26 protein-coding genes are annotated in these 25,392 nt (G+C 71.5%); 13 read left to right on the top strand and 13 right to left on the bottom strand.

Going from position 1 to position 25,392, the window contains the following annotated elements; translation table 11 throughout:
- Nucleotides 1-125: 125 nt before the first annotated feature.
- From J5X07_RS08960 to J5X07_RS08945, 4 genes are all read left to right on the top strand, one after another.
- Complete coding sequence (locus J5X07_RS08960) at nucleotides 126-488, top strand: hypothetical protein (RefSeq protein ID WP_208479545.1); 363 nt, start codon at nucleotides 126-128, stop codon at nucleotides 486-488.
- Nucleotides 489-553: 65 nt separating this feature from the next.
- Nucleotides 554-1,834 carry a hypothetical protein gene (locus J5X07_RS08955; protein WP_243896647.1) on the top strand — a complete coding sequence of 427 codons (1,281 nt, stop codon included), beginning with the start codon at nucleotides 554-556 and terminating at the stop codon, nucleotides 1,832-1,834.
- 158 nt (nucleotides 1,835-1,992) lie between these two features.
- Nucleotides 1,993-2,397: a hypothetical protein gene (locus J5X07_RS08950; RefSeq protein ID WP_243896646.1), complete on the top strand. Its 405-nt coding sequence runs from the start codon at nucleotides 1,993-1,995 to the stop codon at nucleotides 2,395-2,397.
- A gap of 253 nt (nucleotides 2,398-2,650) precedes the next feature.
- A complete protein-coding gene (locus tag J5X07_RS08945; protein WP_208479544.1) occupies nucleotides 2,651-3,013 on the top strand; it encodes a hypothetical protein in 363 nt (120 codons plus the stop codon).
- A gap of 104 nt (nucleotides 3,014-3,117) precedes the next feature.
- Here J5X07_RS08945 and ilvD read toward each other — a convergent pair whose 3' ends face one another.
- The 3 genes from ilvD to J5X07_RS08930 all read right to left on the bottom strand — a co-directional run bounded on the left by ilvD (nucleotide 3,118) and on the right by J5X07_RS08930 (nucleotide 7,075).
- Nucleotides 3,118-5,010, bottom strand: coding sequence for a dihydroxy-acid dehydratase (gene ilvD, locus J5X07_RS08940; RefSeq protein WP_208479543.1), 1,893 nt, complete (start codon nucleotides 5,008-5,010; stop codon nucleotides 3,118-3,120).
- A 467-nt stretch (nucleotides 5,011-5,477) separates the two neighbouring features.
- The gene (locus tag J5X07_RS08935; RefSeq protein WP_124933689.1) at nucleotides 5,478-5,885 is read right to left on the bottom strand and encodes an FKBP-type peptidyl-prolyl cis-trans isomerase; all 408 of its coding nucleotides are present in this window, start codon (nucleotides 5,883-5,885) and stop codon (nucleotides 5,478-5,480) included.
- A gap of 230 nt (nucleotides 5,886-6,115) precedes the next feature.
- Nucleotides 6,116-7,075 carry a Bax inhibitor-1/YccA family protein gene (locus J5X07_RS08930; protein ID WP_208479542.1) on the bottom strand — a complete coding sequence of 320 codons (960 nt, stop codon included), beginning with the start codon at nucleotides 7,073-7,075 and terminating at the stop codon, nucleotides 6,116-6,118.
- A 302-nt stretch (nucleotides 7,076-7,377) separates the two neighbouring features.
- Between J5X07_RS08930 and J5X07_RS08925 the strand changes: the two genes are divergently transcribed.
- Entirely contained in the window at nucleotides 7,378-8,028 is a 651-nt protein-coding gene (locus J5X07_RS08925) for a septum formation family protein (protein WP_185732022.1), read from the top strand.
- Nucleotides 8,029-8,066: 38 nt separating this feature from the next.
- Here the strand turns inward: J5X07_RS08925 and J5X07_RS08920 are convergent, their stop codons facing one another.
- Both J5X07_RS08920 and J5X07_RS13295 read right to left on the bottom strand, forming a co-directional pair.
- Nucleotides 8,067-8,468, bottom strand: a complete 402-nt coding sequence (locus J5X07_RS08920; RefSeq protein ID WP_341769442.1) for a hypothetical protein — start codon at nucleotides 8,466-8,468, stop codon at nucleotides 8,067-8,069.
- 461 nt (nucleotides 8,469-8,929) lie between these two features.
- Nucleotides 8,930-9,628, bottom strand: coding sequence for a DUF6318 family protein (locus J5X07_RS13295; protein WP_279596161.1), 699 nt, complete (start codon nucleotides 9,626-9,628; stop codon nucleotides 8,930-8,932).
- Between the two features lie 449 nt (nucleotides 9,629-10,077).
- On the opposite strand from J5X07_RS13295, the gene J5X07_RS08910 reads away from it, so the two are divergent.
- The 4 genes from J5X07_RS08910 to J5X07_RS08895 are packed head-to-tail and all read left to right on the top strand — an operon-like array spanning nucleotide 10,078 to nucleotide 14,665.
- On the top strand, nucleotides 10,078-11,064 hold the full coding sequence (locus J5X07_RS08910; RefSeq protein ID WP_208479540.1) for an ABC transporter ATP-binding protein: 987 nt from the start codon (nucleotides 10,078-10,080) through the stop codon (nucleotides 11,062-11,064).
- Between the two features lie 31 nt (nucleotides 11,065-11,095).
- Nucleotides 11,096-11,953, top strand: a complete 858-nt coding sequence (locus tag J5X07_RS08905; protein ID WP_208479539.1) for an ABC transporter permease — start codon at nucleotides 11,096-11,098, stop codon at nucleotides 11,951-11,953.
- A gap of 7 nt (nucleotides 11,954-11,960) precedes the next feature.
- Nucleotides 11,961-13,961 carry a sensor histidine kinase gene (locus J5X07_RS08900; RefSeq protein WP_243896644.1) on the top strand — a complete coding sequence of 667 codons (2,001 nt, stop codon included), beginning with the start codon at nucleotides 11,961-11,963 and terminating at the stop codon, nucleotides 13,959-13,961.
- Nucleotides 13,958-14,665 (top strand): response regulator, encoded by a 708-nt coding sequence (locus tag J5X07_RS08895; RefSeq protein WP_280527802.1) that lies wholly within the window; start codon nucleotides 13,958-13,960, stop codon nucleotides 14,663-14,665. The genes J5X07_RS08900 and J5X07_RS08895 overlap by 4 nt, the downstream gene beginning before the upstream one ends.
- A gap of 88 nt (nucleotides 14,666-14,753) precedes the next feature.
- On the opposite strand, the gene pth is transcribed toward J5X07_RS08895, so the two are convergent.
- The 8 genes from pth to J5X07_RS08855 all read right to left on the bottom strand — a co-directional run bounded on the left by pth (nucleotide 14,754) and on the right by J5X07_RS08855 (nucleotide 21,342).
- On the bottom strand, nucleotides 14,754-15,350 hold the full coding sequence (gene pth / locus J5X07_RS08890) for an aminoacyl-tRNA hydrolase (protein WP_124933694.1): 597 nt from the start codon (nucleotides 15,348-15,350) through the stop codon (nucleotides 14,754-14,756).
- A gap of 30 nt (nucleotides 15,351-15,380) precedes the next feature.
- Nucleotides 15,381-15,980 carry a 50S ribosomal protein L25/general stress protein Ctc gene (locus J5X07_RS08885; protein ID WP_208479538.1) on the bottom strand — a complete coding sequence of 200 codons (600 nt, stop codon included), beginning with the start codon at nucleotides 15,978-15,980 and terminating at the stop codon, nucleotides 15,381-15,383.
- 353 nt (nucleotides 15,981-16,333) lie between these two features.
- The gene (locus tag J5X07_RS08880; RefSeq protein WP_208479537.1) at nucleotides 16,334-17,185 is read right to left on the bottom strand and encodes a type I 3-dehydroquinate dehydratase; all 852 of its coding nucleotides are present in this window, start codon (nucleotides 17,183-17,185) and stop codon (nucleotides 16,334-16,336) included.
- Nucleotides 17,182-18,156 carry a Ppx/GppA phosphatase family protein gene (locus tag J5X07_RS08875; protein WP_208479536.1) on the bottom strand — a complete coding sequence of 325 codons (975 nt, stop codon included), beginning with the start codon at nucleotides 18,154-18,156 and terminating at the stop codon, nucleotides 17,182-17,184. The genes J5X07_RS08880 and J5X07_RS08875 overlap by 4 nt, the downstream gene beginning before the upstream one ends.
- 127 nt (nucleotides 18,157-18,283) lie before the next feature.
- Nucleotides 18,284-18,784 carry a DUF501 domain-containing protein gene (locus J5X07_RS08870; RefSeq protein ID WP_124933698.1) on the bottom strand — a complete coding sequence of 167 codons (501 nt, stop codon included), beginning with the start codon at nucleotides 18,782-18,784 and terminating at the stop codon, nucleotides 18,284-18,286.
- Nucleotides 18,781-19,449: an FtsB family cell division protein gene (locus J5X07_RS08865; protein ID WP_208479535.1), complete on the bottom strand. Its 669-nt coding sequence runs from the start codon at nucleotides 19,447-19,449 to the stop codon at nucleotides 18,781-18,783. The genes J5X07_RS08870 and J5X07_RS08865 overlap by 4 nt, the downstream gene beginning before the upstream one ends.
- 37 nt (nucleotides 19,450-19,486) lie before the next feature.
- Nucleotides 19,487-20,686, bottom strand: coding sequence for a sensor histidine kinase (locus J5X07_RS08860; RefSeq protein WP_208479534.1), 1,200 nt, complete (start codon nucleotides 20,684-20,686; stop codon nucleotides 19,487-19,489).
- Complete coding sequence (locus J5X07_RS08855) at nucleotides 20,683-21,342, bottom strand: response regulator transcription factor (protein WP_124933701.1); 660 nt, start codon at nucleotides 21,340-21,342, stop codon at nucleotides 20,683-20,685. The genes J5X07_RS08860 and J5X07_RS08855 overlap by 4 nt, the downstream gene beginning before the upstream one ends.
- A 228-nt stretch (nucleotides 21,343-21,570) precedes the next feature.
- Here J5X07_RS08855 and J5X07_RS08850 point away from each other — a divergent pair, with 228 nt between their 5' ends.
- The 4 genes from J5X07_RS08850 to J5X07_RS08835 all read left to right on the top strand — a co-directional run bounded on the left by J5X07_RS08850 (nucleotide 21,571) and on the right by J5X07_RS08835 (nucleotide 25,241).
- Nucleotides 21,571-22,110 carry a hypothetical protein gene (locus J5X07_RS08850; protein ID WP_124933702.1) on the top strand — a complete coding sequence of 180 codons (540 nt, stop codon included), beginning with the start codon at nucleotides 21,571-21,573 and terminating at the stop codon, nucleotides 22,108-22,110.
- Between the two features lie 131 nt (nucleotides 22,111-22,241).
- Nucleotides 22,242-23,312 (top strand): peptidoglycan-binding protein, encoded by a 1,071-nt coding sequence (locus tag J5X07_RS08845; RefSeq protein WP_208479533.1) that lies wholly within the window; start codon nucleotides 22,242-22,244, stop codon nucleotides 23,310-23,312.
- Complete coding sequence (locus J5X07_RS08840; protein WP_124933704.1) at nucleotides 23,309-24,025, top strand: ABC transporter ATP-binding protein; 717 nt, start codon at nucleotides 23,309-23,311, stop codon at nucleotides 24,023-24,025. Before J5X07_RS08845 ends, J5X07_RS08840 begins: the two co-directional genes overlap by 4 nt.
- On the top strand, nucleotides 24,000-25,241 hold the full coding sequence (locus J5X07_RS08835; protein ID WP_124933705.1) for an ABC transporter permease: 1,242 nt from the start codon (nucleotides 24,000-24,002) through the stop codon (nucleotides 25,239-25,241). Before J5X07_RS08840 ends, J5X07_RS08835 begins: the two co-directional genes overlap by 26 nt.
- Nucleotides 25,242-25,392 lie beyond the last annotated feature (151 nt).

Raw genomic sequence — 25,392 nt, 5'->3', positions numbered from 1 at the left:
AGGTACGTGCGATCCGTGGACAGTGCCAGATGGTATCGGTTAGATTAAGCACTGTTCTCACGGATCGGATGGGCGGTGGCAGCGGAACTGCCGGATTCCGGCATTGTCGAGCAGCACCATCCCCGATGAGCATCGGAGGCTGGGCGGTGAATATCCATCTTCAGTGGAGTGACCTCATAGCGTTGTCGACCTCGGTGGACGCGGTGCGCGACGGCCTGGACGGCCTCGATATTGCTGCAGCGCTTGATGGTGCGGAGGCGGCCATGCCGGGATCGACGAGCGCGGGGAGGGTGGCAGCCGCGGCCGCTGCGATCAATCACTGCAGGGCGGCGCTCGGCGCCCAGTACGGGGCTGTGGGCCATGGCACCCGGGGCATGACGGCGTCCCATCAGGGCAGCGATGAGGCAGTGGCTGGTAGCGCCTCCGTCCTCAGCAAGGAGGCAGCCGCCAGTGCGGCGCAGTGGGCCAGCAGGAAGGGTCTGGACTGACGATGGTCACGTGGGCGGATGTGTGCGGATGGCAGCCCGAGCCGTTGGCAGGGGCGTCGGATTCCTTGAGCAGCGCGATCGCGTCCCTGACCAGTCTGCGCGAGCAGGCGCAGAATGCGCGCGTCGGGGTGGCCTCTGAGGCTATGAGCGTGGACGCCGCGCGCAGCGCCCTCGGGCGCTGCGACACCTCCCATGGCGCCCTGCTGACGCAGGTGGCTTCTCTCATGCGGGCCACATCCGAGGCCTGCGATGGTGTGACTGCCGTGCGCAGGAGAGTGCTCGCCTGCCAGGACTACGCCGCAGCGCATCCTTTGCTCTCCCTTCACGCCGACGGCTCCGTGTCCACCCACCTGGAGGCCGGCGGCGGCATGCCAGATGCCTCGGATTCCGCCTCCAAGACCGCAGAGGCCCAGGCGCAGGCTGCCGAGCTCGAGGCGATGGTCACCGCCACCCTCACGCACGCCAATCATGTTGACCAGGCCTTCGCCAGCAGCCTCAATGCGTTAGCGACCCCCGACCCCAAGCCGGGGCCTACTCCAATCCCGCCAAGCCCCGACAACCCCGGTCCACCACGAGATTCTCCGAACCGCTCCCGGTACGGCCGCTCACGCCAAGGAGAGGAGCAGGAGGACAAGAGCACCACCACGCAGGGGGGCAACACGGGGCTTCACAAGCCCCCGATCCCCGGTGAGCACGCGGACATGCCCGGGGTCACCCCCTGGCAGTACCAGGGCGACTCCAAGGACGAAGGATCAGGGAAATACGCCCAGCGCCCACCCACAGCCAAGGACTACGCGGTGCACGAAGCGGCGACAACCGCGGCAGGCCTGTTCGGGCTCGTATGGCCCGACGCATCGAGGAACCTTCTGCACTACCTCGAGAACACCGGAGAACCCCAGCAGATCAATGTCAACCGCATGATGAAGGACATGCCCGAATTAGATGACAACACACAGAGGGACGTCAAGGATTTAGCTAACCAAGCGAAGAATGACGCTATCTCCTCCGGCGCATCAGGACCGGTGACCTACACCTTCAGCACCGCCTGGAAATCAGAATATGCAGACCAGAAAGAGCACCCCAACTGGTTCTACGCCACAGGCGGCTATCAGCGTGCCACCGAGGGCACCGTGACGGTATACCCCCCGACCGAGGGCAACCCGGAATGGACATACAAGTACAACTACCGCATCCATGTGGCGGACCGCTACAACTGGGACGCAAAGAAGGCAACGAAGATCGGGGATCTCACCATCACGGACAAGGAACTGCAAGAACTACATAAATCCGGACTCGCCCAGGAGTACGATCTCATCGGCGAATCATCAGTGGTGAGCGGGCCATGAGGACCCTGAAACTATCCAGCATGCACTGCCCACCTCTCCACCGAACCGTCATCATCGCACTCGCCGCCTTCTGCATCACAGGAGCGTCAGGATGCAGTGTTCTGCAATCAGAGGCACCCGATTCCTCGGGAAGACCTCGTTCAACCCAAGGAGCGAGCATGGCCAGCACTCATCAGGAAGGGGCGCCCTACCCCGCGGACATGGAGCATCTCGACCAGATCCTCGCCATCGGCCAGGGCCATGAGCTGCCCGAAGGCGCCGAGGTCGCCTCAGTCAGCCCGGCCACCAACTTCGCCGAGGGATTCCCCGGAGGCTGGGGCTACATCATCGCCTTCACCGCCACCGACCCAGCCATCCGCACCTACGTCACCAACAACACCATCCACGACGGCAGCATTCTCGAAAAGTACTCAACGGCTCCCCCGGACGGGCTCGACCTGGAGGATGTGGACGTCAGCACGATCAGCAACCCATGGTCCGCAGGGACCAACGATGACGCGACCCTCCTCCTGGAGCGCCCCCTGGGCCGGGGCTGGCTCATCATCAAAGGCGCACCCCGCTGAGGAACCAGCCTCACAGCAGACAGGCAAGCCACCACGCAGCCAGCGCGCACCAACCCCCTTGGAAATGTTACTCAGAGCACCAAACCCATCATCCAGCCAAACCAGAACCTCAAGAACAGCGCTCACCCTGTGCATCGCACTGTGCGCAACAGGATGCGGCACCCGCGCCCCCAGCGAGGCCGGACCAACTCACATCATCCAGGAGACCACCACCGTCAGCACTCATCAGGAAGGGGCGCCCTACCCCGCGGACATGGAGCATCTCGACCAGATCCTCGCCATCGGCCAGGGCCATGAGCTGCCCGAAGGCGCCGACGTCGCCTCAGTCAGCCCGGCCACCAACTTCGCCGAGGGATTCCCCGGAGGCTGGGGCTACATCATCGCCTTCACCGCCACCGACCCAGCCATCCGCACCTACGTCACCAACAACACCATCTACAACGGAAATAACATTGACAAGCATTCGGCAGCGACCCAGAACGGGCTCAACCTGGAGGATGTGGACGTCAGCACGATCAGCAACCCATGGTCCGCAGGGACCAACGATGACGCGACACTCCTCCTGGAGCGCCCCCTGGGCCGGGGCTGGCTCATCATCAAAGGCGCACCCCGCTGAGAAGGACCACGCACACCCGCCCCTCTTTTCGACAATTTGCATGAGATCGGCCTTTTCCAGCGCCGGAAAGGTACGATCTCATGCAAATTGTCGAAAGGAGGGGGTCAAGGGCGGGGGACGCCGAGCCGGGACAGGTCGCGCACCGCCCCCAGGTCGGCGCTCGTGGCCAGCATGGCGTAGGCGCGCAGGGCCGCCGAGACCTTGCGGGGCCGCTCCACGTGCGGGGTCCAGGCCGCATCCCCGCGGGCCTCCTCCTCGGCGCGGCGCCGGGCGATCTCCTCCTCATCCAGGCGCACCGAGATCGAGCGCGCCGGGATGTCGATATCGATGATGTCCCCGCTGCGCACCAACCCGATGAGCCCCCCGGCCGCGGCCTCGGGGGAGACGTGCCCGATGCTCAGCCCCGAGGTCCCGCCCGAGAACCGCCCGTCGGTCAGCAGGGCGCACTCCTTGCCCAGGTGCATGGACTTGATGTACGTCGTCGGGTAGAGCATCTCCTGCATGCCCGGCCCCCCGCGCGGCCCCTCATGGCTGATGACGACGACGTCGCCGGCCCTGACCCTCCCGCCCAGGATCCCGGCGACGGCGTCGTCCTGGGACTCGAAGACCACCGCGGGCCCCGAGAAGGTGAGGATGGAGTCATCCACCCCCGCGGTCTTGACGATGCAGCCCTTCTCGGCGATGTTGCCGAACAGGACGGCCAGGCCGCCGTCGGCGGAGTAGGCGTGCTCGACGTCGCGGATGCATCCCGCCTCGCGGTCGGTGTCCAGCGCCTCCCAGCGGGAGGCCTGGGAGAACATCTCCGTGGTGCGCACCCCGCCGGGGGCGGCCAGGTAGCCGGTGCGCACCTCCTGGCTGAGCCCCGAGCCGGGGACGCCGTCGGGGCCGGGGCGCATGATGTCGTGGTCGGCCAGGGCCTGGGCCAGGGTGGAGCACAGGACATTGGTGGTGGAGGTCTCCAGCAGGCCACCGCGATCCAGCTCGGCCAGGATGCCCATGATGCCGCCGGCGCGGTGGACGTCCTCGATGTGGAACAGGTTGGTCGAGGGCGCCACCTTGCACAGCTGGGGGACCTGGCGCGAGAGGCGGTCGATGTCGGCCATGGTGAAGTCCACCCCGGCCTCCTGGGCGGCGGCCAGCAGGTGCAGCACGGTGTTGGTCGAGCCGCCCATGGCGATGTCCAGGCTCATGGCGTTCTCGAAGGCGGCCTTGGTGGCGATGGATCGCGGCAGGACCGAGTCGTCCTCCCCCTCGTAGTAGGCCTTGGTGATCTCCACGATCTGGCGGCCCACGCGCTGGAACAGCTCGCCGCGGTCGGCATGGGTGGCCAGGATGGTGCCGTTCATGGGCAGGGCCATCCCCAGGGCCTCGGTCAGGCAGTTCATGGAGTTGGCGGTGAACATCCCCGAGCAGGAGCCGCAGGTGGGGCAGGCCAGGCGCTCGATGGCGCTGATGGTCTCATCGGAGACCGTGGGGTCGGCGGCGTCCATCATGGCGTCGATGAGGTCGAGCTTGCGGGTGGTGCCATCGGCGGCCGTCATCTTGCCCGACTCCATGGGCCCCCCGGAGACGAAGATCGCCGGGATGTTCAGGCGCATGGCCGCCATGAGCATGCCGGGGGTGATCTTGTCGCAGTTGGAGATGCACACCAGGGCGTCGGCGCAGTGGGCGCTGGCCATATACTCCACGGAGTCGGCGATGAGGTCGCGGCTGGGCAGGGAGTAGAGCATGCCGTCATGGCCCATGGCGATGCCGTCGTCCACGGCGATGGTGTTGAACTCCTTGGCGATGCCCCCGGCGGACTCGATCTGCTCGGCCACCAGGCGCCCGACGTCGCGCAGGCCGACGTGGCCGGGGACGAACTGGGTGAAGGAGTTCGCGATGGCGATGATGGGCTTGCCGAAATCGGAGTCCTTGACACCGGTGGCGCGCCACAGGGCACGGGCCCCGGCCATGTTGCGGCCGGAGGTGGAGGTGGCGCTGCGGTACTGCGGCATGGGGTCTCCTTGACGAAGGGCGCGGGTCTGCGCTCAGGGTAACTGTCACGACGTCAGGTCTCTTCCAGGCGACCACCTCGTGGGACCAAGGACACCTCCCGCAGTGGCGCCGGCACTCCTGGGCCGGGATGGAGCCACCGGTTCGCCCGGGCGGATCCGCGCCAGGCCGACGGCGGTGGGGCGCGGCCGGCGTCGGCGGGCAGTTGGCCGACACTTCGCGACAAGGGCGGCACTTCGCGGAATGCACGATACTTCTCTGAGTCACGCATTCCGCGAAGTTCCGCCCATTCCGACAAACGACGTCGAACCTCAGCTGCTCGGCACCCGGCCCCACCCGACCAGGGGGCGTGATGGCCGCGCACGCAGCACCGCCCCCGGCTGCGGGGCACTGCCAACAGCAGGGGGCGGCACAGGCGCGCCGGCCATTTGCCCGGTACCGGGTCCGGCCGGGAGCGATGCTCAGGTGGTCACATGACGCCGAGGATCTCGGTGACGAAGACGAGGGTGTCCCCGCCCTTGATGCCGGCCTGCGGCACGCCGCGGTCGCCGTAGCCCAGCTCGGAGGGGATGGACAGCAGGAGGCGCGAGCCCACGCGCTGGCCCACCAGGGCGTCGTCCCAGCCGCGGATGACCATGCCGACCCCCACCTGGAAGTTCAGCGGCTGGCCGCGGTCGTAGGAGTTGTCGAAGACGCTGCCGTTCCAGGACTGGCCCAGGTAGTGGGCCACGATGGTGTCGCCGGCCTCGACGACCTGCCCGTCCCCGGCGTCGAGGACCTGGACCTGGAGGCCCTCGGGGGCCTCGGGCCCGGGGAAGGTCAGGGTGGGCTTGGAGCCCGCGGCTCCCTCAACGGTGGGCATATTGGTGTTGATCATGCCCGCGAGCCTACGCCAGGCCCGCACACTGCCCGGGACCCGGCCCTCGGCTCGCCGCGAACCGCCCCGCCCTCTCCCGCGGCGCTGGGAGCGCCGCGCACGGGACCTCAGCCGAGCCTGACCCGGAACATCGCACCGGGCCAGACGGGGGAACCGTCTGGCCCGGTGCGATGAGCGAGGGCCGCCCGGGGAGCGCCGGGTCGGTGCGGGGCCGGGCCCAGAGGCCCGGCTCAGTCCCGGAAGTAGGACAGCAGGCGGAGGAACTCCAGGTACATCCACACGATGGTCACCACCAGGCCGAAGGCGCCGGCCCAGGCGTAGCGCTGGGGCAGGCGGTTCTCCACGCCGCGCTGGATGGACTCGAAGTCGATGGCCAGGCAGAAGGCGGCCAGGACGACGGCCACCAGCCCCAGGACGACCCCCAGGGGGATGCCCATGATCTCGATGCTGCGCAGGCCCCACTGCCCGCTGGTCACACCGGTGAGCATGAGCCCGAGGTTGATCAGGGAGAACAGGGCGTACCCTGCCACCGCCACCAGGACGATGCGCAGGAAGCGGCCCTGGACGCGGAAGCCCGCGAACTTGTAGGCGCACAGCATGACGGTGAAGGTCGCCGCCGTGGCCAGCACCGCCTGCATGACGATGCCCGGGTAGCTGTACTCCATGACCCCCGAGAAGCCACCGAGGAAGAGCCCCTCGAAGGCGGCATAGAGCATGATGAGGGCCGGTGAGGGCTTGGACTTGAAGGAGTTGACCAGGCCCAGGACCAGGCCGGCGATGGCGCCCACGAAGGTCGCCATGTAGCCCAGGCCCATGGTGGCCGGGGAGGTCACGAGGTTCCAGGCGATGGCGCCGGCGAGGACGATGATGCCGAACAGGCCCGCGGTGCGGATGATGACGTCGTCGTAGGTCATGCGGCGCATGTCCACGCTGCTGGCCGACGGCGCCCGGTACTGGGCCTCCAGACCCGCGAGCTGCTCGGGGGTGACCTGGCCGTAGCCCTGGGGAGCCTGGCCGTAGCCCTGGGGAGCCTGGCCGTAGCCGGGCTGGCCGTAGGCCTGCGCGCCGTAGCCGCCGGGCTGGTAGCCGGGCATGGCGGGGTACCCATTGGGGGTGTACGCGGGGACGGACTCGCGCACGCCGCCTCCGGGCTGGAAGGCGGAGCTGCGGCTGAAGTAGGGGTTGCTCATGTGGTGTGCTGTCCTCTCCGGGGGGACGGTTGAGCGCGGCCCCCGTTCGAGGACCGGCGACCCGGGTGAGGCGAGCGACCAACCTCCGCCGGGAACTGGCCCCATTATGCCCAGGCGATCCCCCCGGTTGGAAACCCCTCCCCGTGCTGGGCGGCGCCGCCGATGGGGAGCCCTCCCCAGGGGCCTCCCGCCCGACCACCGCAGACCGCCCCGTCCGCCTGCCGGACACGGGCCCGGAGCGGCCCCCTCGCCAGCAGCCGATGCGCTGGTATCGAACCGTGACTTCCGGCAGACTCCGACTCATGCGCTCCCGCACCTTCGTCACCATCCCCGCACTCCTGGCGCTGGCCGCCGGCCTGACGGCGTGCCGCAACTATGAGCCCATCGCCATCGAGCCGATCGACGATCCCAGCGCCTCGGCCTCCTCGGGCGCCTCCCAGGACTCCTCCCCGGCCCCCGGCGGCGGGCCGAGCGCCTCGGCCTCCCCGACCCCGGGCGAGCCGAGTGCCTCCCCCTCCGAGACGCCCAGGCCGACGCGGATCTCCGACCTGTCGGTGGGCGACTGCACGCTGGAGAACAGCTCGGCGGCCGAGGGGGAGAGCGTCAGCGAGGTCTCCGTGGTCAACTGCGAGACGCCGCACGATCGTGAGGTGATCTCCATCGGGCAGTCCTCGATGAGCGCCTACGACGAGACCGCCCTGGCCTCGGAGATCGACACGGCCTGCACCGCGGCCCTGATCGAGTACATGGGAGGCACGGTCGGCGACTTCTCCACCAGTTACATGTACCCCTCCCCGACTGCCTGGGAGGCCGGCAACCACTCCTACTACTGCTTCGCCACCACCAAGGACGGCAGCCAGAGCACGGGCTCAGTGAAGAACGGGCCGACCACCACTGGCGGATCGGGCGGCCCCGCAGCGGGCCCCGCGACCAGGAGGCCGGAGACGACCTGACCGCCGGGGCCGGGCCCGACGCGCGGGGTGGGGGCGGGTCAGTGGCCTTGGGCCTCCTCGCCCTGATCGGTCAGATAGGTCTGCAACCGCACCAGGTCGAAGGGCTCATCAGCATCCGTGGTCGTCAGCAGCCCGGCCACCGACCGTACCGGGCCGCCATCGACCGAGTAGGTGGCCCGCCACGTCGTGGTCAGGGTGATCCTGACCCCCTGCGCCGTGGAGGAGTACTTGTGGAACACCGTATGATCCGGCCACGGCGCCCCGGCGTCGGTGGTCGTCAACGAGGTCCCATCGCCCCAGGACCAGGTGTAGGACACCGGCGTGGCCACCACCCGCACCGACGAGCCGCCCACCACTGTATCGACCACCTGGTCGGCATCCGAGGTGTGCACGATGACCACCTTGGACACCAGTGCCCGGTCCCCCGCGGGCTGACGCACGATCCCCGACCCCTGCGCCACTACCCGCTGCGCATCCGAGGACGTCAGCACCACCGTCCCGCCCCCGCCTCCAGGCCCAGCCCCACCACCCGGACCAGGACCCGGACCACCGCCAGGAATCCCGAGGTTATACCCCAAAGCACCCCCCGCAGGCAGGATCACGCACTGGCCACTAACCAAGGCCATGCACACATCCCCCAATGGCACTCCAAGACCACCCTCCGCCCCAGAAGCAGACGGACCACCGCCTCCCCCGCCCAGATCCCCCGGGCCCGGAACCCCAGCACCCTCCGACCCGCCCTGTGTAATCTCAGTAGTCCGCGTTTGAGTCACGCCAACGGTGTTCCCACCTCCCTCTGCAGAAAAAATGGGATCATCAGTTGGTGATGCCATAGCGAAAGGAGATCCACCTGATGAGATAACCAATATCGCACAGGCAAGAATGGCGATCCTCCTGAGTCTCACGCCGGCTCGCCTTCCCTGATAACCCATCGCCCATTTTCATATTTCATCGCGAGCATGAGAACAACCCCACCATTGGCATCAGCAACATCGGGAGCGTTCCCACTCCCATCGTAGGTGTAGGTCGCATCCCTATTGAAAACCACATCGATACGGGAGTAGTCACTGCCGGGGCCGGGCTCGACGTACTGGGTGTTGGTCACGGTATGCACCCACGGATCACGCCACCCGCCCTTGCTGTGCAACTCGGTGACATTGTCGATGACCGAGGTGCAGAAGACGCAGTCCTCGCGGCTCATCGCCCGCCACTGCTCCAGATCCCCCGTGGCGTACACATACGGGTAGAGCTGGACGAAGTACTCCGCCGTCGCGATCGCACCCGCCGGGGAGTTCTCATCCATGCCCGCAGGCCTCTCAGGCAGCGCCGTCGCCAAGGCGGCCCGACGACTGGCCTCCTGCTCCGCCGGCAGCTCCGCCACCGGCCCACCGCTCGGATCAGCACCCACGCCGGCACCCGGCGCCTCCGACTCCCCCGTCCCGGATCCCACAGCCCCCGGCTCCGGCGCACCCGCCGAGCTTCCAGGGCTGGCCGTCGCCACGGGGGACGCGCCCACTGCCGGCCCCGCCGAGGCCGCCGCACCGCCTCCCCCGCCACCGCACCCGCCCAGGGCGGGGGCCACCACCAGCACCACGCACATCACCAGCCGCCCCCACCCGGAGCGCCCACGCCCACACACCCCACACGTGCTCATCATCGACCACCATCACCACAAAGCAGAAGAAACCGGGAACCACCAGCACGGTCGGCATTGACCAGCACTGATCACACGACTGTAACCACAGCGCCCACCCCACGCCAGTCCAACCGCCACGCCTGTGGATAACCCCGGACTCTCCTCCGCCAGGAGGACTCCCCTCGGCCGGTGGGCTCATCGGCCAATGCCCCGGGTTCCTCAGCCGGGCCGATCCGGCTCACACCCTCCCCCGCCTACCGTGATGGATATCGGGTCAGCACCCGGGAGCCCGCGCAGCAGCCGCCACACAGCGGCCCTCGCAGCCCGGCACCGCCGGCCCCTCCATCGACCAACCCGCACCCCGCATTCCGCACCGATCAGCCCCTACCGAGCAGAGAGAAGAGGACCCCACCATGATCGAGGCAGTCGACCTGACCAAGCACTACGGCAGCAAGGTCGCCGTGGACCACATCTCCTTCACCGTCGAGCCGGGCACCGTCACCGGTTTCCTGGGCCCCAACGGCGCCGGCAAGTCCACCACCATGCGCATGATCATGGGCCTGGACAAGCCCACCGCCGGCCGCGTGACAGTCAACGGCAGGCCCTACCGGGACCTGGCCGCGCCACTGTGCGAGGTCGGCGCCCTGCTGGATGCCAAGGGCCTGCACGGCTCGCGCACCGCCCGCGCCCACCTGACCCAGCTCGCCGTCTCCAATGGCATCCCCACCAGCAGGGTCGACCAGGTCCTGGAGCTCACCGGCCTGACCAGCGTGGCCAAGAAGCGCGTCAAGGGGTTCAGCCTCGGGATGGGCCAGCGCCTGGGCATCGCCGCAGCGCTCCTGGGAGACCCCCAGGTCCTCATCTTCGATGAGCCCGTCAACGGCCTGGACCCCGAGGGCGTCAAGTGGGTGCGCGAGACCTGCCGCAACCTGGCCGCCGAGGGCCGCACCATCTTCATCTCCTCCCACCTCATGAGTGAGATGGCCCAGACCGCCGACCACCTCATCGTCATCGGGCGCGGCCGCATCCTCACCTCCGGCCCCGTCAACGACGTCATCGCCTCGGCCACCACCAGCCGTGTGCGCATCGCCTCCCCCCAGGCCACCGCCCTGGCCCAGGAGCTCGCCCGCCGCGGCATCGAGGCCACCGCCCTGGAGCCCGGCGTCCTGCAGACCACCACCGCCCCCGCCGCCACCATCGGCGAGGTCGCCGCCTCCACCGGCATCATCCTCCACGAGCTGACCACCCTCAGTGCCAGCCTGGAGGAGGCCTACCTCAACCTCACCGGTGACGAGGTCGAGTACACCACGGGCAGCCCAGTGACCACCGGCGCAGCCGGCTCCCAGTTCCCGGCACCCGCCATGCAGCGCCCCGCCCAGCACAGCAGCCGGGCCGCCTGACCCGCTCCCGCACACCCCGAAAGGCACGATCATGACCACGACCACCGCCTCACCGGCACTGACCACCGCACAAGCCGCACGCCCCTCCCGGTCCCTGCGCCGCCCGGCCATCACCGGGCGCCAGACCTTCGCCCGGGCCATCGCCGCGGAGTGGGCCAAGATCCGCTCCCTGAACTCGACCTGGATCACCTCCTCCATCACCGTCGCCATCACCGTCCTGTTCGGCGCCGGCCTGGCCATCGCGATGAGCACGAGCCCCGAGACCCAGGCGGGAGCCGCCGAGGCCGTCACCTCCGGCGCCACCTTCGGCCAGATCGCGGTGGCGGTCCTGGCGGCCCTGACCGTCACCGGGGAGTACTCCTCGGGGCAGATCCGCTCGTCCCTGGCGGCCGTCCCCCACCGGGGACGCCTGCTGGTGGCCAAGGCGATCACGGTCGGCACCATGGCCTTCGCCCTCGGCCTCATCTCCACCGCCCTGTCCTGGGCCATCTCGGCGCCCTTCATGGACGGTCACGCAGGCTCCCTGGCCGACGCCGAGTACCTGGGCCTGTTCTGGGGCACGGGCCTGGCCTTCGCCCTCATCGCGCTCATGAGCCTGGGCACGGGCTTCCTGCTGCGCTCCACCGCCGGGACGATCACCGTCATGACGGTGCTGCTGTTCGTCATCGACATCCCCGTCCGCCTCATGACCATGAAGTGGGAGTGGGCCGTCAAGGTCGTCGAGATCCTGCCCTCAGCCGCCTCGCTCTCCGTGTCCGACCCCCTGGAGTACACCTCGCGGTGGGCCCAGGCCTCTGTCGACCACCCCGTCGTGCTGGCCGCCTTCCTGGCCTGGACCCTGGTGCCCCTCGCCCTGGGCTGGCTCGCCTTCTCCCGCAGGGACGCCTGAGGCCCCCATGGTGGTGACCCACCGAGGCGACCCCGCCCCGGGCCGTCCCGCAGCACTGCGGGGCGGCCCGGCCCGCTGCACCGGCCTCGTCGACGCGGCACCCGGCCGGCCCGAGCCCTGCGGCCTGCCCGACCAGGACCGCCCCGCCCCCAAGCCTTCCCATGAGCCCGGCCCCAGCGCCCGCCTCCCAGGCCCGCCGCCCACCGGCCTGGACGGCGCCAATGCCTCCCCGCGCTCCGCCCGCCTGGCACTGCTCCAGGCCGCCGCCCGGGCGCTGCCCTCGTCGTCGGGCACTGCGCGCCAGAGCCCACCCCGCCCCACCACGACCGCCACAACCGCACCCGGGGGCCGCGCAGCCCCAGAAGATGCCACACTTGCCACGATGCACCTGACCACCGCACTGCACCGAGCCTCCCCCGTGCGCGCCTCCGTGGGCGCCCGCCTGCGCACCTGGTACCGCGAGCACCCCTGGCAGGTGGACTCCCTCATCGCCCTGAGCATCTTCCTGATCAACATCCCCCTGGGCCTCCTGCTGCTGATGCGCCCCTCGGAGCTGCAGAACCTCCCCCGCGAGATCGCCAGCGCCCTGCCCCTGGCCCTGGGCTCCAGCGTCATCGCGGTCATCCTGCTGGCGGTTCGGCGCCGCTTCCCCCTGGCGAGCTGGGCCGGTCTCCTGCTGCTGCTCATCGCCTTCCAGGTCATCGGCCAGGCGGTGCTGCCCCTGACCGCCGAGGAGGCCGCCTTGGCGATCGGGGGCCTCGCCGCCTTCATGGTCCTGGGACTTCCGCTGTGCCTGGGCACGATCGCCGTCTACCGCCGCCCTGCCGCGGCCTGGGGCGCCTGGGTGGTGACCAGCCTGGTGTTCTCCGCCAGCGCCCTGCTCCTCGACAACGACGGCGCCTCTCCTGAGACGACGTGGCGCGAAGCCATCAGCAACTTCGTGGTCTTCGCGATCCCCGTGCTCATCGGACTGACCATCAGGGCCTCGCGCCGCAACCTCGAGGAGATGCGGATGCAGGCGGCGCGCCTGGCCCTGGCCCGCGAGCAGAGCGCGCTGCTGGCCGCCGCGGAGGAGCGCAGCCGCATCGCCCGCGAGATGCACGACGTCGTCGCCCACTCCCTGGCGGTGATGATCACCATGGCCGACGGCGCCTCGGCGGCTCTCGATCGCCAGCCCGAGCAGGCCAAGAAGGCCCTGGAGATGCTCTCGGAGACCGGCCGCAGCGCTCTGGCCGACACCCGCCGCCTGGTGGGAGTCCTGCGCGAGGACCCCCCTGCCCCTTCAGAGGCCTCGCCGCCCTCGGACGCCTCGGCCCCCTCTGCGCCGGGCGGGCTCGGCGGCCCGGGCGACCCGGTCGGCCTCGTCCAGGGCACCGGGCACCCGAGCGCGGATCCGCTGCGCCATGGGCCCCAGAGCCCCCCGGTGGCCTCCGGCCCCGTCCCCGTGGTGCGCGAGCTGCCGGTCCCCGAGTTCGCGCCCCCGGGCACGGTGGCGCCGCAGGAGCCCAGCGCGCGGATCGCCGACCTGCGCCGTCAGGCCACGGGCACCCACGCCGACCCCACCGCCGGTGACACCCCCCTGTCCCCCGCCCCCGCGCAGGCCGACATCGCCACCCTGGTGGAGCACTTCAGGGCCGCCGGGGTGCCGGTGACCTACACGTGGACGGGGGCGAGCCTGCCGCCGGACAAGGCCCTCCAGCTGACCATCTTCCGCATCGCGCAGGAGTCCTTGACCAATGTGCTGCGCTACGCCCCCACCACCAGGTCGGTGGCGGTCACCGTGGAGCGCCACACGGGCACCGCAGTGCTCACGGTGGACAACCAGGCGGCCCCGGGCTCACGGCCCATGCACGGATCGGGCAAGGGCCTCATCGGCATGCGGGAGCGCGCCGCGGTCTATGGTGGATCAGTGCAGGCCGGCCCCACCCCCACCGGATGGCGTGTGCGCGCCGTCCTGCGCTGGGACGAGCAGGATGAAGGGAGCCCCTCGTGGCAGATGCCTCTGTGAACACCGCGGCCGGCGACGACGATCAGGACGCCGAGCCGCTGCGCACCGTCCGCGTGGTCCTGGCCGACGACCAGTCCCTCATGCGCATGGGCTTCCGCATGGTCCTGGATGCCGAGGAGGGCATCGAGGTGGTGGGCGAGGCCTCCGACGGCGCCGCCGCCGTCTCCCAGGCCAAGGCCCTGCGGCCCGATGTCATCCTCATGGATGTGCGTATGCCGGGGATGAACGGCATCGAGGCCACCGAGGTCATCGCCCAGGAGTGCCCCGGCACCCGGATCCTCATCCTGACCACCTTCGACCTGGACGAGTACGCCTTCTCCGGGCTGCGTGCGGGAGCCTCCGGCTTCCTGCTCAAGGACACGCGCCCCGCCGAGCTCGCCGAGGCCATCCGCACGGTCGCCTCCGGGGAGGCGGTGGTCTCGCCCCGCGTCACCCAGCGGATGCTGGAGATGTTCGCCTCCGCCCTTCCCGACACCGGTGGGGCCCCCGCCTCTGAGGATCCCCGGCTGGCCTCCCTGACGCCCCGGGAGCGGGAGATCCTCATGCTCATGGCCCGCGGCATGTCCAACGCGGAGATCGCCGCGCACCTGGTCGTCTCCGCCACGACGGTCAAGACCCATGTGGGCAATGTGCTGGCCAAGCTGGATGTGCGCGACCGGGTGCAGGCCGTGGTCGTGGCCTACGAGACCGGCCTCATGACCTGACCCCTTCCTTTCGACAATTTGCATGAGATCGGCCTTTTCCAGCGCTGGAAAAGGCCGATCTCATGCAAATTGTCGAAAGTGGGGAGGATCAGGGGGCGTGGAGGCGCTGCTGGGCGGCCTCGAAGCCCTCGGCCACCACCTGCTCGACGACGTCGGCCGCCTGCTCCAGGGTGACCGCCAGCTCCTCGCGCTCGCGCGCGGGGAAGTCGGAGAGCACGAAGGCCGCGGGGTCCTGGCGCCCCGGAGGGCGGCCCACCCCCACGCGCAGCCGCGCGTAGTCCTTGGTCCCCAGCACGGAGGAGATGGAGCGCAGGCCGTTGTGGCCGCCCTCCCCTCCGCCCTTCTTCAGGCGCAGCTCGTGCGGCGGGATGTCGAGCTCGTCATGGATGACCAGGAGCCCCGCGCCGGGGTCCACCCCGTAGTAGCCCAGGAGGGATTTCACGGGGCCGCCGGAGACATTCATGAAGGAGGTGGGCGCGGCCAGGACGGCCCGGGGGCCGGGCGCCCCGCCCGGCAGCATCCCCAGGCGCACCTCGGCCAGGCGGGCGCGGGCCCTGTGGGGGGACAGCCGGGCCCCGGCACGCCCCGCCAGCACCTCGATGACCATATGGCCGACGTTGTGGCGGTTGCGGGCGTACCGGGCCTCGGGATTGCCCAGCCCGACGATCAGCCAGGGGGAGGCCACGGGCGGATCACTCGGCTCGCTGCGACTCGGTCACTGGCCCTCGGACTCGCCCTCGGCCTCGTCCTCGGGGACGGTGGCGGCCACGGCGCCCTTGTCGGCCACGTTGACCACCGCGGCCTCGGGGTCGGAGACGGCCTCGACGCCCTCGGGCAGGGTCAGGTCGGCAACGGTCAGCACGGTCCCGCCGGCCACGCCGGTGATGTCCACCTCCAGGGTCTCGGGGATGGAGACGGCGGGGGCGGACAGCACGACGTGGGCGGCCTCGATCATGTGGATGGTGCCGGGGGCGGCCTCGCCGACGACGGTCACGGGAACCTCGACCTCAACGCGCTCATTGCGGTTGACCAGCAGGAAGTCCACGTGCTGGACGCCGGGGCGGATGGGGTGGCGCTGGACCTCCTTGGTCAGCACCAGCAGGGTCTCGCCGCCGATCCTGAGCTCGACCAGGGCGTTGTCGTTGCTGCGCAGGGCCAGGCGGGTGGCGTGCTCCTCCAGCAGCAGGTGGCGCGGCTCGGTGCCGTGGCCGTAGACGACGACGGGGACCTGGCCGGCGCGGCGGGCCTGGCGGGCCGAGCCCTTGCCGAACTCGGTGCGGTCCTGGCCCGTGAGGGTGATGGCGTTGTTGGCCATGTGGCTCTCCTAGATGATGAGGAGCGGGACCAGCGCCCCGCGGTCAGTGGTCCGGCGGGCGCATCGACGCGCAGCACCGCCAGGCACCACCACGTCGATCACGGATGCGCGCTGGGCAGCGCGTCCCTCGCCGGGGCAACGCCGGGCAGTCTACGCCACCGCGAAGCGGCCCCGGAAGGCGGCCGGCGGTGAGGCGCCCCACCCGCAGGCATCGCCGTCGACGGGGCGGGCCACCGGGACTGGGACCGGGCAGACCCTCCCACGTGGCGCGCGGGCAGCCGCCGGGGCGCTCAAGACCCAGCGCCTCCGGGCATGAGAGCCTCCGGCTGCCAGTGGCTCCGGGCCCGGAGGATTCAGCCCCCCAGCAGGCCCAGGCAGCGGCGCACCTCGTCGATGGGGAGCTGGCCGGGGGCGGAGGCCCGGGCCTCCCCCCGCCCATCGGGCACGACGGCGAAGGTCAGGGCCGAGCCGAAGACCGGCGCCACGCGACTGACCGCCCCCAGCGCGCCCATGGAGATCGCGGCCACGGGAACCTCCAGTCCCGCCGACATCCGGGCGCCCACCCCCAGCAGGCGGGCCACATCCTCGGCGCTCTGCGGCATCACCGCCACCTTGGCCAGGTCCGCGCCCTGGGCGGCCATGCGCACGAGCACCGCCTCCAGCTCGGCGTCGGCAGGGGTCCCCCCCAGATCGTGGAAGGAGCCGACGACGTCGATCCCCCGCGCGTGGGCGCGCGCGGCCAGCTCGGGCAGGCAGCCGCGCCGGACCTCGACGTCGATGGCCGCGGGGCGCGTCGGCCCGGCCCAGGCCCCCAGTCCTTCGAGGATCGCGAGCAGGAGGGCCCTGTAGGCGGCCTCCCCCACCCGCGCCCCTCCGCCCTCGGCCGCCGTGCGGCAGGTCAGCAGCACCGGCGGGCCGGCCCCGCCGCATCGGGCGAGGCCCTCCAGGGCCCGCCCGGCCGCCCCGGCGAGGGACTCGGGGCCCTCCCCCGGCGGCGGGGCCGCGCCCTCCAGGGCCCGGCGCACCTCGTCGAGCAGGTCCACGCGCAGCTCCAGGGCATCGGCCCCCGCGGCCGCGGCACGGCGGGCCTGCTCCGCCGCATCGCCGGTGGTGGGCCCGGTCAGGGGGACGACGACGGCGGGCGCGCCCCCGCCGATCCGCGCGCTCCCCCAGGTCAGGGCCCGCCGGGCACCCCGCTCGCTCATGGGCGCCCCCGATCGAGCAGCGACAGCGCGACGCCGTCGAGGATGTCGCGCAGGCTCGTCACCGTGCCGCGCAGGGGCCGCCCGGCGGCCGCAGTGTCGGCGGCCACCCGGGCCACGATCTCGCTCCACACCAGGGCCCCGGCGGCGATGACGTCGCGGCGCCCGGGCGACAGGAAGCCCCACCCCTCCCGCTGCTCGGGGCTGGAGTGGACAATGGCCTCGCAGGAGGCCAGGACCTGCTCGACCCCCAGCTCGGCCCCGTCGACGGCCCGCGGGTCGAAGGCCTCCAGGCCCAGGGCGTGCGATGCCACGGTGGTGATCGTCCCGGCCATCCCCACCAGGAGCCCGGGGGCGCTGAGGTCGACCACCCGGGCGGCCTCCTCCAGCAGGCCGCGCACCTCCGCGCGCGCCGCGGCCTCACCGTGGGGGGTGACGCCGTGGGCCAGGTGGCGCTCGGTGATGCGCACGCTGCCGATGTCCAGGCTGATGGCCGCGCTGGGCGCCTCCACGCCCAGGACCAGCTCGGTGGAGCCCCCGCCCAGGTCCACCACCAGGCGGGGGGCCCGCGCGGCGGCCGTGCCCAGCAGGGAGCCGGCGAAGGCCAGGCGCGCCTCCTCATCCCCGCTGATGACCTCGGGGGCGATGCCCAGCAGGCGGCCCACCCCGGTGGTGAAGACCTCCCGGTTCTCGGCGTCGCGGGTGGCGGAGGTGGCCACGAAGCGCCGGTGCTCCGGCCCCTGGGGGACGCCGTGGTGCTCGCACTGGGCGGCGAAGTCCGCGACCACCGCCAGGGTGCGCTCCAGGGCGGCGTCGTCCAGGCGGCCGGTGCGGTCCACGCCCTGCCCCAGGCGCACGATCTCGTTGCGCCGCTCCAGGGTCTCCAGCCCCACGGCCCCGGCCCGGCGGTGGGCATCGGCGATGAGGAGGCGGATGGTGTTGGTTCCGCAGTCGATGGCGGCCACGCGGGTCATGGGCGGGTCCTCCTGGAGGGGCTGGGCTCAGGCGGTTCAGTCGGGCGCTGGGCGCTCCTGGCAGGAAACGTAGCAGCCCGGGCGGGCTGGGCGGCCCGGCGGGCGGCCGTCCCCGGGGACCTGCGGCTCAGCAGTGGCAGCGGGTCTCATCCCACAGGCCGCGGGCCCGCAGGGCCGCCAGGGTGCGGTCCCCCATGGGGTTGACGCCCGGCCCGGTGGCCAGCGTGTGGCCCAGGACTGCGTGGAGGCACTTGACGCGCGTGGGCATGCCCCCCGCGGAGATCCCCTCGATCTCGGGCACCCGCCCGAGCTCGGCGCGGCGGGTGAGGTAGTCCTCGTGGGCGCGGGCGTAGGCCTCGGCGAGGTCGGCGTCCTGGGCGAGGTCGGCGTTGAGCTCCTCCATGAGGTGCTCGGCCTCCAGGGTGGAGCAGCCCTTCACCGCGGCGGGGTGGGTGAGGTAGTAGCTGGTGGGGAAGGGCGTGCCATCGTCCAGGCGCGGGGCCGTGCGCACGACGGCGGGGCGCCCGCAGACGCATCGCGCGGCGATGGCCACCACGCCCCGGGGGATGCGTCCGAGCTGCTCGGTCAGGGCCTCGAGGTCGGCCTGGGTGACGGGGGTGTCGGTCATGGGGTCTCCTGGGGCGCGGGCGCCTGGCTGGGCGCCGCGGTGGGCGTGGGCGCGGGCGCTCCGCCGGGCTGCTGGTCCGGCCGGCCGCTGGGCTGCGGGGTGGTGGGGGCCCAGCCCCGCTGGGCGGGGTCCGGTGGCGCCTCGGTCTGCCCGGCGCCCCCCGCCGCCCGCGAGGACTTCTGGAGGGCCTCGTACCAGGGCAGGCGCTGGGAGTCCTGCCCGGCGTCGGGGCCGCCCTCGCCGTCGCCCAGGCCATCGGCCCCCACGACGACGTAGGTGGTCTCCCCCGGCATGACGTAGCCCAGGCGCTGGCGGACCTGGGAGCGCACGAAGGTCTCGTCCTGCCACTGCGCGAGCTCGCGCTCCAGGGCGGTGGAGGTGGCCTTGGCCTCGGCGAGCTGGTTGACGACGTCGTCGTACTGGGCGCGCTGGGACAGGTAGGCGCGCAGGGAGGTGAAGACGACGGCGAAGGAGATGAGGGCCACGATGACGAGGGTCACCACGCGCGGGGGGATCCCCCGCTCGACGACGACCGGGGCGGCCGCCTCCTCGGGGGCCTCCCGCTCGGCGCGGCCGCGGGCGGGGGCGATGGACTGGCCGGGATGCGTCCCCGAGCCGCGCGAGCCTCGGCGGCCGGCGGTGCGGGAGGGGCGGCGCGGCGTCATGCATCGAATCCTGCCCCAGGTCGGTGGCGCGGGGCGCTTACGACACAGGGGGCGCCGGCAGGTCCATGACGGCGCTCAGCCCCCCGCCGGGCCTGGCGCGCAGGTGCAGCTCGCCGCCGTGCGCGGCGACAACCGCCGAGACGATGGCCAGGCCCAGGCCGTGCCCGGCGCCCCGCGAGCGGCCCCGGCCGCGGACGAAGGGCTCGCGCAGGACCGGGATCCTCTCGGCGGGGATGAGCGGGCCGTCGTTGTCGACGGCGAGCCGCACCGCGCCATGGAGGGCGCCATCGGCCGGGCACCGCCGCGTGCTCACCACCACCCGGCCCCCCTCGACGTTGTGGCGCACGGCGTTGCGCAGAAGATTGGACACGGCCTGGCGCAGCAGGACCGGGTCCGCCTGGGCCCGCGCCTCCTCCAGCGCGAGCTCCACGCGCAGTCCCCGGTGCCGCGTCTGTGCGCGCAGGCGGGCCAGCTCGTCGCGGACGACGGCGGCGATATCGACCTCCTCGCGCTCGGCCTGCCCGGCCTGGGCATCGGCGAGATCCAGGAGGGCGTCGATCAGCTCCCGGTTGGCCTCGTTGGTCCGCCGCACCCGGGCCAGGACCTCGCCCAGGCCCTCCACTGTGGGATGGGGGTCGGCCAATGCGACGTCGATCACGGTCTGGGTGGTGGCCAGGGGTGTGCGCAGCTCATGGGAGGCGTTGGCCGCGAAGCGGCGGTGCACCTCGAAGGCCCGCTCCAGGGAGGCCAGCATGCCGTCGAAGGTGTCGGCCAGGTCGTGGATCTCGTCATGCGGGCCGGACAGCGCCAGGCGCTGGCGGAGATCCCCGGAGGCGGCGCGCCGGGCGGCCCGGCTCATCGAGGACAGCGGCCGCAGCATGCGCCCCGCCAGGATCCACCCGATGGTCCCCGAGAGCAGGGTCAGCGCCAGCAGTGCGATCACCGCTGATCGCAGGATGATGGTCGCCAGTGCGCCGGTCTCCTCGCCCAGGGCGTCGTCGGCAGCGACCGCCAGCTCGGCGGCCTCCACCGGTCCGACCCCCTGGGGCCACTGGCCCCCTCCGGCTGGGACGAGCACGTACACATCGAGGACCGCATAGCGGGTGTAGAAGTACACCAGGGCGATGAGCACGGCGCCGGAGACGGCCACGACACCGGTGTAGGTCAGGGTGAGGCGGGCGCGGATGCTCAGGCGCCGCGGGCGGCCCAGGCCCCCCGGCTGCGGGCGCCCCCTCATGCGCTGAACCTGTAGCCGGCGCCGGGCACGGTCTGGATCACCCAGGGGTCGCCCAGCTTGCGGCGCAGATGGGAGATCGTCACGCGCGAGGAGTTGGTGAAGGGGTCGGCGTTGGCGTCCCAGGCCCTGGCCAGGAGCTCCTCGGCACTGATCACCCCGCCATCGGCCTCCATGAGGATCTGGAGGATGGCGAACTCCTTGGGGGTGAGCCGGACGGGCCGGCCGTGTCGGTGCACCTCCCGGCGGAAGGGGTCGAGCCGCACGCCGTGGGCCTGGATGACCGGGGGGCGCGCGGGCTGGCTGCGCCGCTCCAGGGCGCGCAGCCTGGCCACCAGCTCGGGGAACTCGAAGGGCTTGACCAGGTAGTCGTCCGCCCCCAGCTCGAAGCCCGCCACCCGGGCGTCCAGCCTCCTGGCGGCGGTGAGCATGAGCACCCTGGTGCCGGGGTGCTCCTCGGCGACCCGGCGGCAGACCTCGTCTCCGTGCACCAGGGGCAGGTCGCGGTCCAGGACCAGGACGTCGTAGTGGTGCTCCCCGATCCGCTCCAGGGCCCTGGCCCCATCCCCGACGACGTCCACCGCCATCGCCTCGCGGCGCAGCCCGGCCGCGATGGCCTCGGCCAGGTACTCCTCGTCCTCCACGACCAGCACGCGCACTGCTGCCCCCTCGATACCCGCAGGCGCTCATCGCGCCTGACGCCGTGAGTCACTGACGGCCAGATTGAACCACCACCGACGTTGCCACGGCATAAGCGGCACCGTGAACGCCATGGCAACACCGGTCCGGCTTGTCTTGCCCCCGCGGGCGGGACGCATCCGCTCCTGTCCGCCCAGTAAGGGCTGCGCCACTGGGCCGGCCACCGCACCTAGTACGGAGGGACATCCATGACCACCATTGGAGGGACCAGCATGATGAGAAGGGCCGCGGCCACCAGGACGGCCGCGGCCGCCGGGGCGATCTGCGCGGCGATGGTACTGAGCCTGCTCGCCGGCTGCGCCCAATCCGCGGCCCCCGCGTCGTCCTCCCACTCCTCCACCGACGCCGCCGACCTGCAGCAGTACACGCTCTCCATCTCCCGCTGCATGCGGGGCAAGGGCTTCGATGTCCCTGATCCTGATAGCGATGGAGCCCTGGCGATCCCCACCACGGGCGACCCCGAGGCCATTGAGAAGGCCTACAAGGAGTGCGAGAGCAGCGCCGGCCCGCTCCCGGGGGCCGAGGACGTGTCCGAGGAGGAGATGCAGCAGTTCTATGTCCAGGTCACCGAGTGCCTGCGCCAGGAGGGGTACGACGTCGCCGACCCCGCCCCGGGCGAGGGCCTGCGCCTCGATGAGACCATCCCCGAGGAGGCCCTGAGCACCTGCGCTGAGAAGGTCGGCTCCGGGTCTCCCAGTGCGCCGCAGACCACGAGGGGCGGCAAGTGATGCGAGCCCTCAATGACCGCGCGCCCGCGCCCTCGGAGTCCACGAGCGCTGCGAAGGGCGCCACCGCGCAGGACCGGACGGAAACCACGGATGCCGCCCGACCCGACGCTCCCGCGAGCGAGGCCCGCCCCATGCGACGCCGCGCCCTGCTGGCCGGCGGAGCCTGCGCCGCCCTGGCCCTGACCGCGGGCGCCGTCATGCGAGCCAGACGGATCGGACCATTCTCAGCACCCTCGGAGCCGTCCTCCCGCCCCTTCAGCGGGGCCACCGACACAGTGACCCGCGGGGACCTGCAGGGCCAGGCCTCGGTGTCCGGGACACTGCGCTACTCCGAGGCCCGCACTCTCACCTCGGGGTTCGAGGGCGTGCTCATCGGCCTGCCCGCCTCCGGAACCGTCCTGACCCAGGGCGACCTCCTGTACCGCGCGGGGGCCGAGGCCGCCTACCTCATGCACGGCGCCCTGCCGGCCTGGCGGACCCTCGAGGCCGGCGTGGACGACGGCGAGGACGTCCGCCAGCTCCAGGCGGCGCTGAGGTCCCTGGGCTACTTGGAGGGCGAGCCCGATAACCGCTTCGGCCGAGCGACCACCAGCGCCGTCCTGCGGTGGCAAAGGGATGCGGGGCTGTCGCGCACCGGGAGCGTCCCGCTGGGACAGGTGGTCTTCTCCCCCGGGGATCTGCGGGTGGGGCCGGTCAGTGCCAGGCTCGGGGACCGCGTGGGCATGGAGTCCGAGCTCTACGCGGTCACCAGCACCACCCAGGTGGTGGATGCCCCCGTCAAGCTCTCGGACCAGGGGCTGGCGGTCATGGGAACGGCTGTGACCATCACGATGCCCGATTCCTCCACGGCCTCCGGCACCATCAGCACCGTGGGCACGCCCACGGAGAAGACCTCGGGATCGGGGGAGTCCAAGGAGAGGATCATCCCGGTGACCATCACCCTGGATGAGGCCGGGTCCAGCACCGCCTTCCAGGAGGCCTCGGTGACGGTGGCCCTGCCCAGCCAGACGCGCGAGGACGTGCTCTCAGTGCCCCTGGGCGCACTGCTGGCCCTGAGCCCGCAGCAGTACGGCGTCGAGGTCGTCCAGGACGATGGCACCACCCGCAAGGTGCCGGTCACGACCGGGCTGTTCGCGGCCGGGCGCGTGGAGATCTCCGGTGAGGGGATCACCGCGGGCCAGTCGGTGGTGGTGCCGCAATGAGGAACCGCATCCTGTCCCTGCGGGACGTGCACCGCAGCTACGGAGAGCCTCCCGTGACCGCCTGCGCGGGTGTGAGCCTGGAGGTCGATGACGGCGAGCTGGTCGCGATCGTGGGCCCCTCGGGCTCGGGGAAGTCCACGCTGCTCAACCTCATCGGAACCTTGGACCGCCCCAGCTCGGGCACGGTCGAGATCGACGGCCTCAACGTCGGCTCCCTGAGCGACGCGAGCCTGTCTGCGCTGCGTGCCAGCCGGATCGGCTTCGTCTTCCAGCAGTTCCACCTATCCGATGGCGTCACGGCGCTGGACAACGTGGCTGACGGCCTGCTCTACAGCGGCATTCCCCGCTCCGCCAGGCTCCAGCGCGCTCGCCGGGCGCTCGAGCGCGTGGGACTGGGGCACCGGCTGGATCACCGCCCCCACCAGCTCAGCGGGGGCGAGCGCCAGCGCGTGGCCATCGCCAGGGCGGTGATCGGCGATCCCGCGCTGCTGCTGGCCGATGAGCCGACCGGGAACCTCGATTCGGTCTCGGGGGCCTCGATCGTCGAGCTCCTCCACGAGCTGCACCGGCAGGGGACCACCATCATCGTCATCACTCATGACAACGAGCTCGCCTCCCGACTCCCCCGGCGCATCAGCCTGAGCGACGGCCGCGTTGTGGGCGACTCGATGCGGAAGGAGGACGCGCATGGCAGCGCACACATCACGCACTGAGACTGGCGCCGCCCGCCGTGCAGCAGTGGGGCTCCGACCCTCATGGCTGCTCCCCGGCGACGCACTGCGCCTGGGGCTGACCGGTCTGCGGGCCCGGCCCGCCCGGGCGCTCCTGTCGGCCCTGGGCGTCGCCATCGGTATCGCCGCCATGGTCGCGGTAGTGGGGGTCTCCGCCTCCAGCCACGCCCAGCTCACCGCCCAACTCGACTCACTGGGCACCAATCTGCTGACGGCGGGCAGCGGCCAGGACCTCTTCGGCAAGGATGCTCCTCTCCCCCAGGATTCTGTGGGCAGGGTGCGGCTCATCGAGGGGGTGCGCAGCGCCTCGAGCACCGGGACGGTCAAGAGCTCCCTGGTCTACCGCAGCCCGCTGATCGACAAGAACGCCTCCGGCGGGATCGCCACCCTGGCTGCCGAGCAGTCGCTCCTGGAGGTTGTGGCGGGACGGGTGAGCAGGGGCGGATGGCTCAACGAGGCCACCGCGGACTACCCGGCCACGGTCCTGGGGAGCAGTGCCGCACGAAGACTGGGGGTGGTCTCGCCGGGGACGAATGTGTGGATCGGTGGGACGTGGTTCACGGTGGTCGGCATCCTTGAGCCGGTCGCGCTGGCTCCCGAGCTCGACAACGCCGCGCTCATCGGCCGAGGCGCGGCCTCCTCCCTACTGGGATACGATGGCAAGCCGAGCAGGGTGTACACACGCAGCGATGACGACGCCGTGCCCACCGTCCGGTCCCTGCTGGCGCCCACGATCTCGCCGCAGGCCCCCAACGAGGTGAAGGTCTCCCGCCCCTCCGACGCGTTGGAGGCCAAGAACGCCGCGGACAGGGCACTGACCGGCCTGATGCTGGGGGTGGGCTCCATCGCCCTGCTCGTCGGCGGCATCGGCGTGGCCAACACGATGATCGTCTCGGTGCTGGAGCGGCGCAGGGAGATCGGGCTGAGGAGGTCCCTGGGCGCCAGGCGCGGTCATATCCGGATCCAGTTCATGGCCGAGGCTCTGGTGCTGTCCTTCACCGGAGGGATCCTGGGCTGCCTCATCGGCATCGCGGTATCAGGGGGGATGGCTGCGCTGCGCGGCTGGCCCTTGGCCATACCGCCCCTGGCGATCGTGGCAGGACTGGGGATCACGGTGGTCGTTGGCGCACTGGCGGGTGCCTACCCGGCGGCGCGGGCCGCCCGCACGCCACCGACCGCCGCGCTCAGCGCGCCCTGACGGACCAGTGGCACCCAGAGCCAGGGCAATAGCCCGGGCCTCCTGAGCGGCTCGGGAGCCCCGAGCGGCACTGCGGGGTGCGGCCGACTCCTCGTCGGCCGCAACCCCGGGGGGGGGTGGGTGGCCTCAAGCGGGCGGGCTCAGGCCGGGG

The organism is Actinomyces bowdenii, from assembly GCF_017592395.1.
GTDB lineage: Bacteria > Actinomycetota > Actinomycetes > Actinomycetales > Actinomycetaceae > Actinomyces > Actinomyces bowdenii.
Note: the sequence above shows the minus strand (reverse complement) of the source record. Positions and strands in the feature narration are given on the sequence as shown.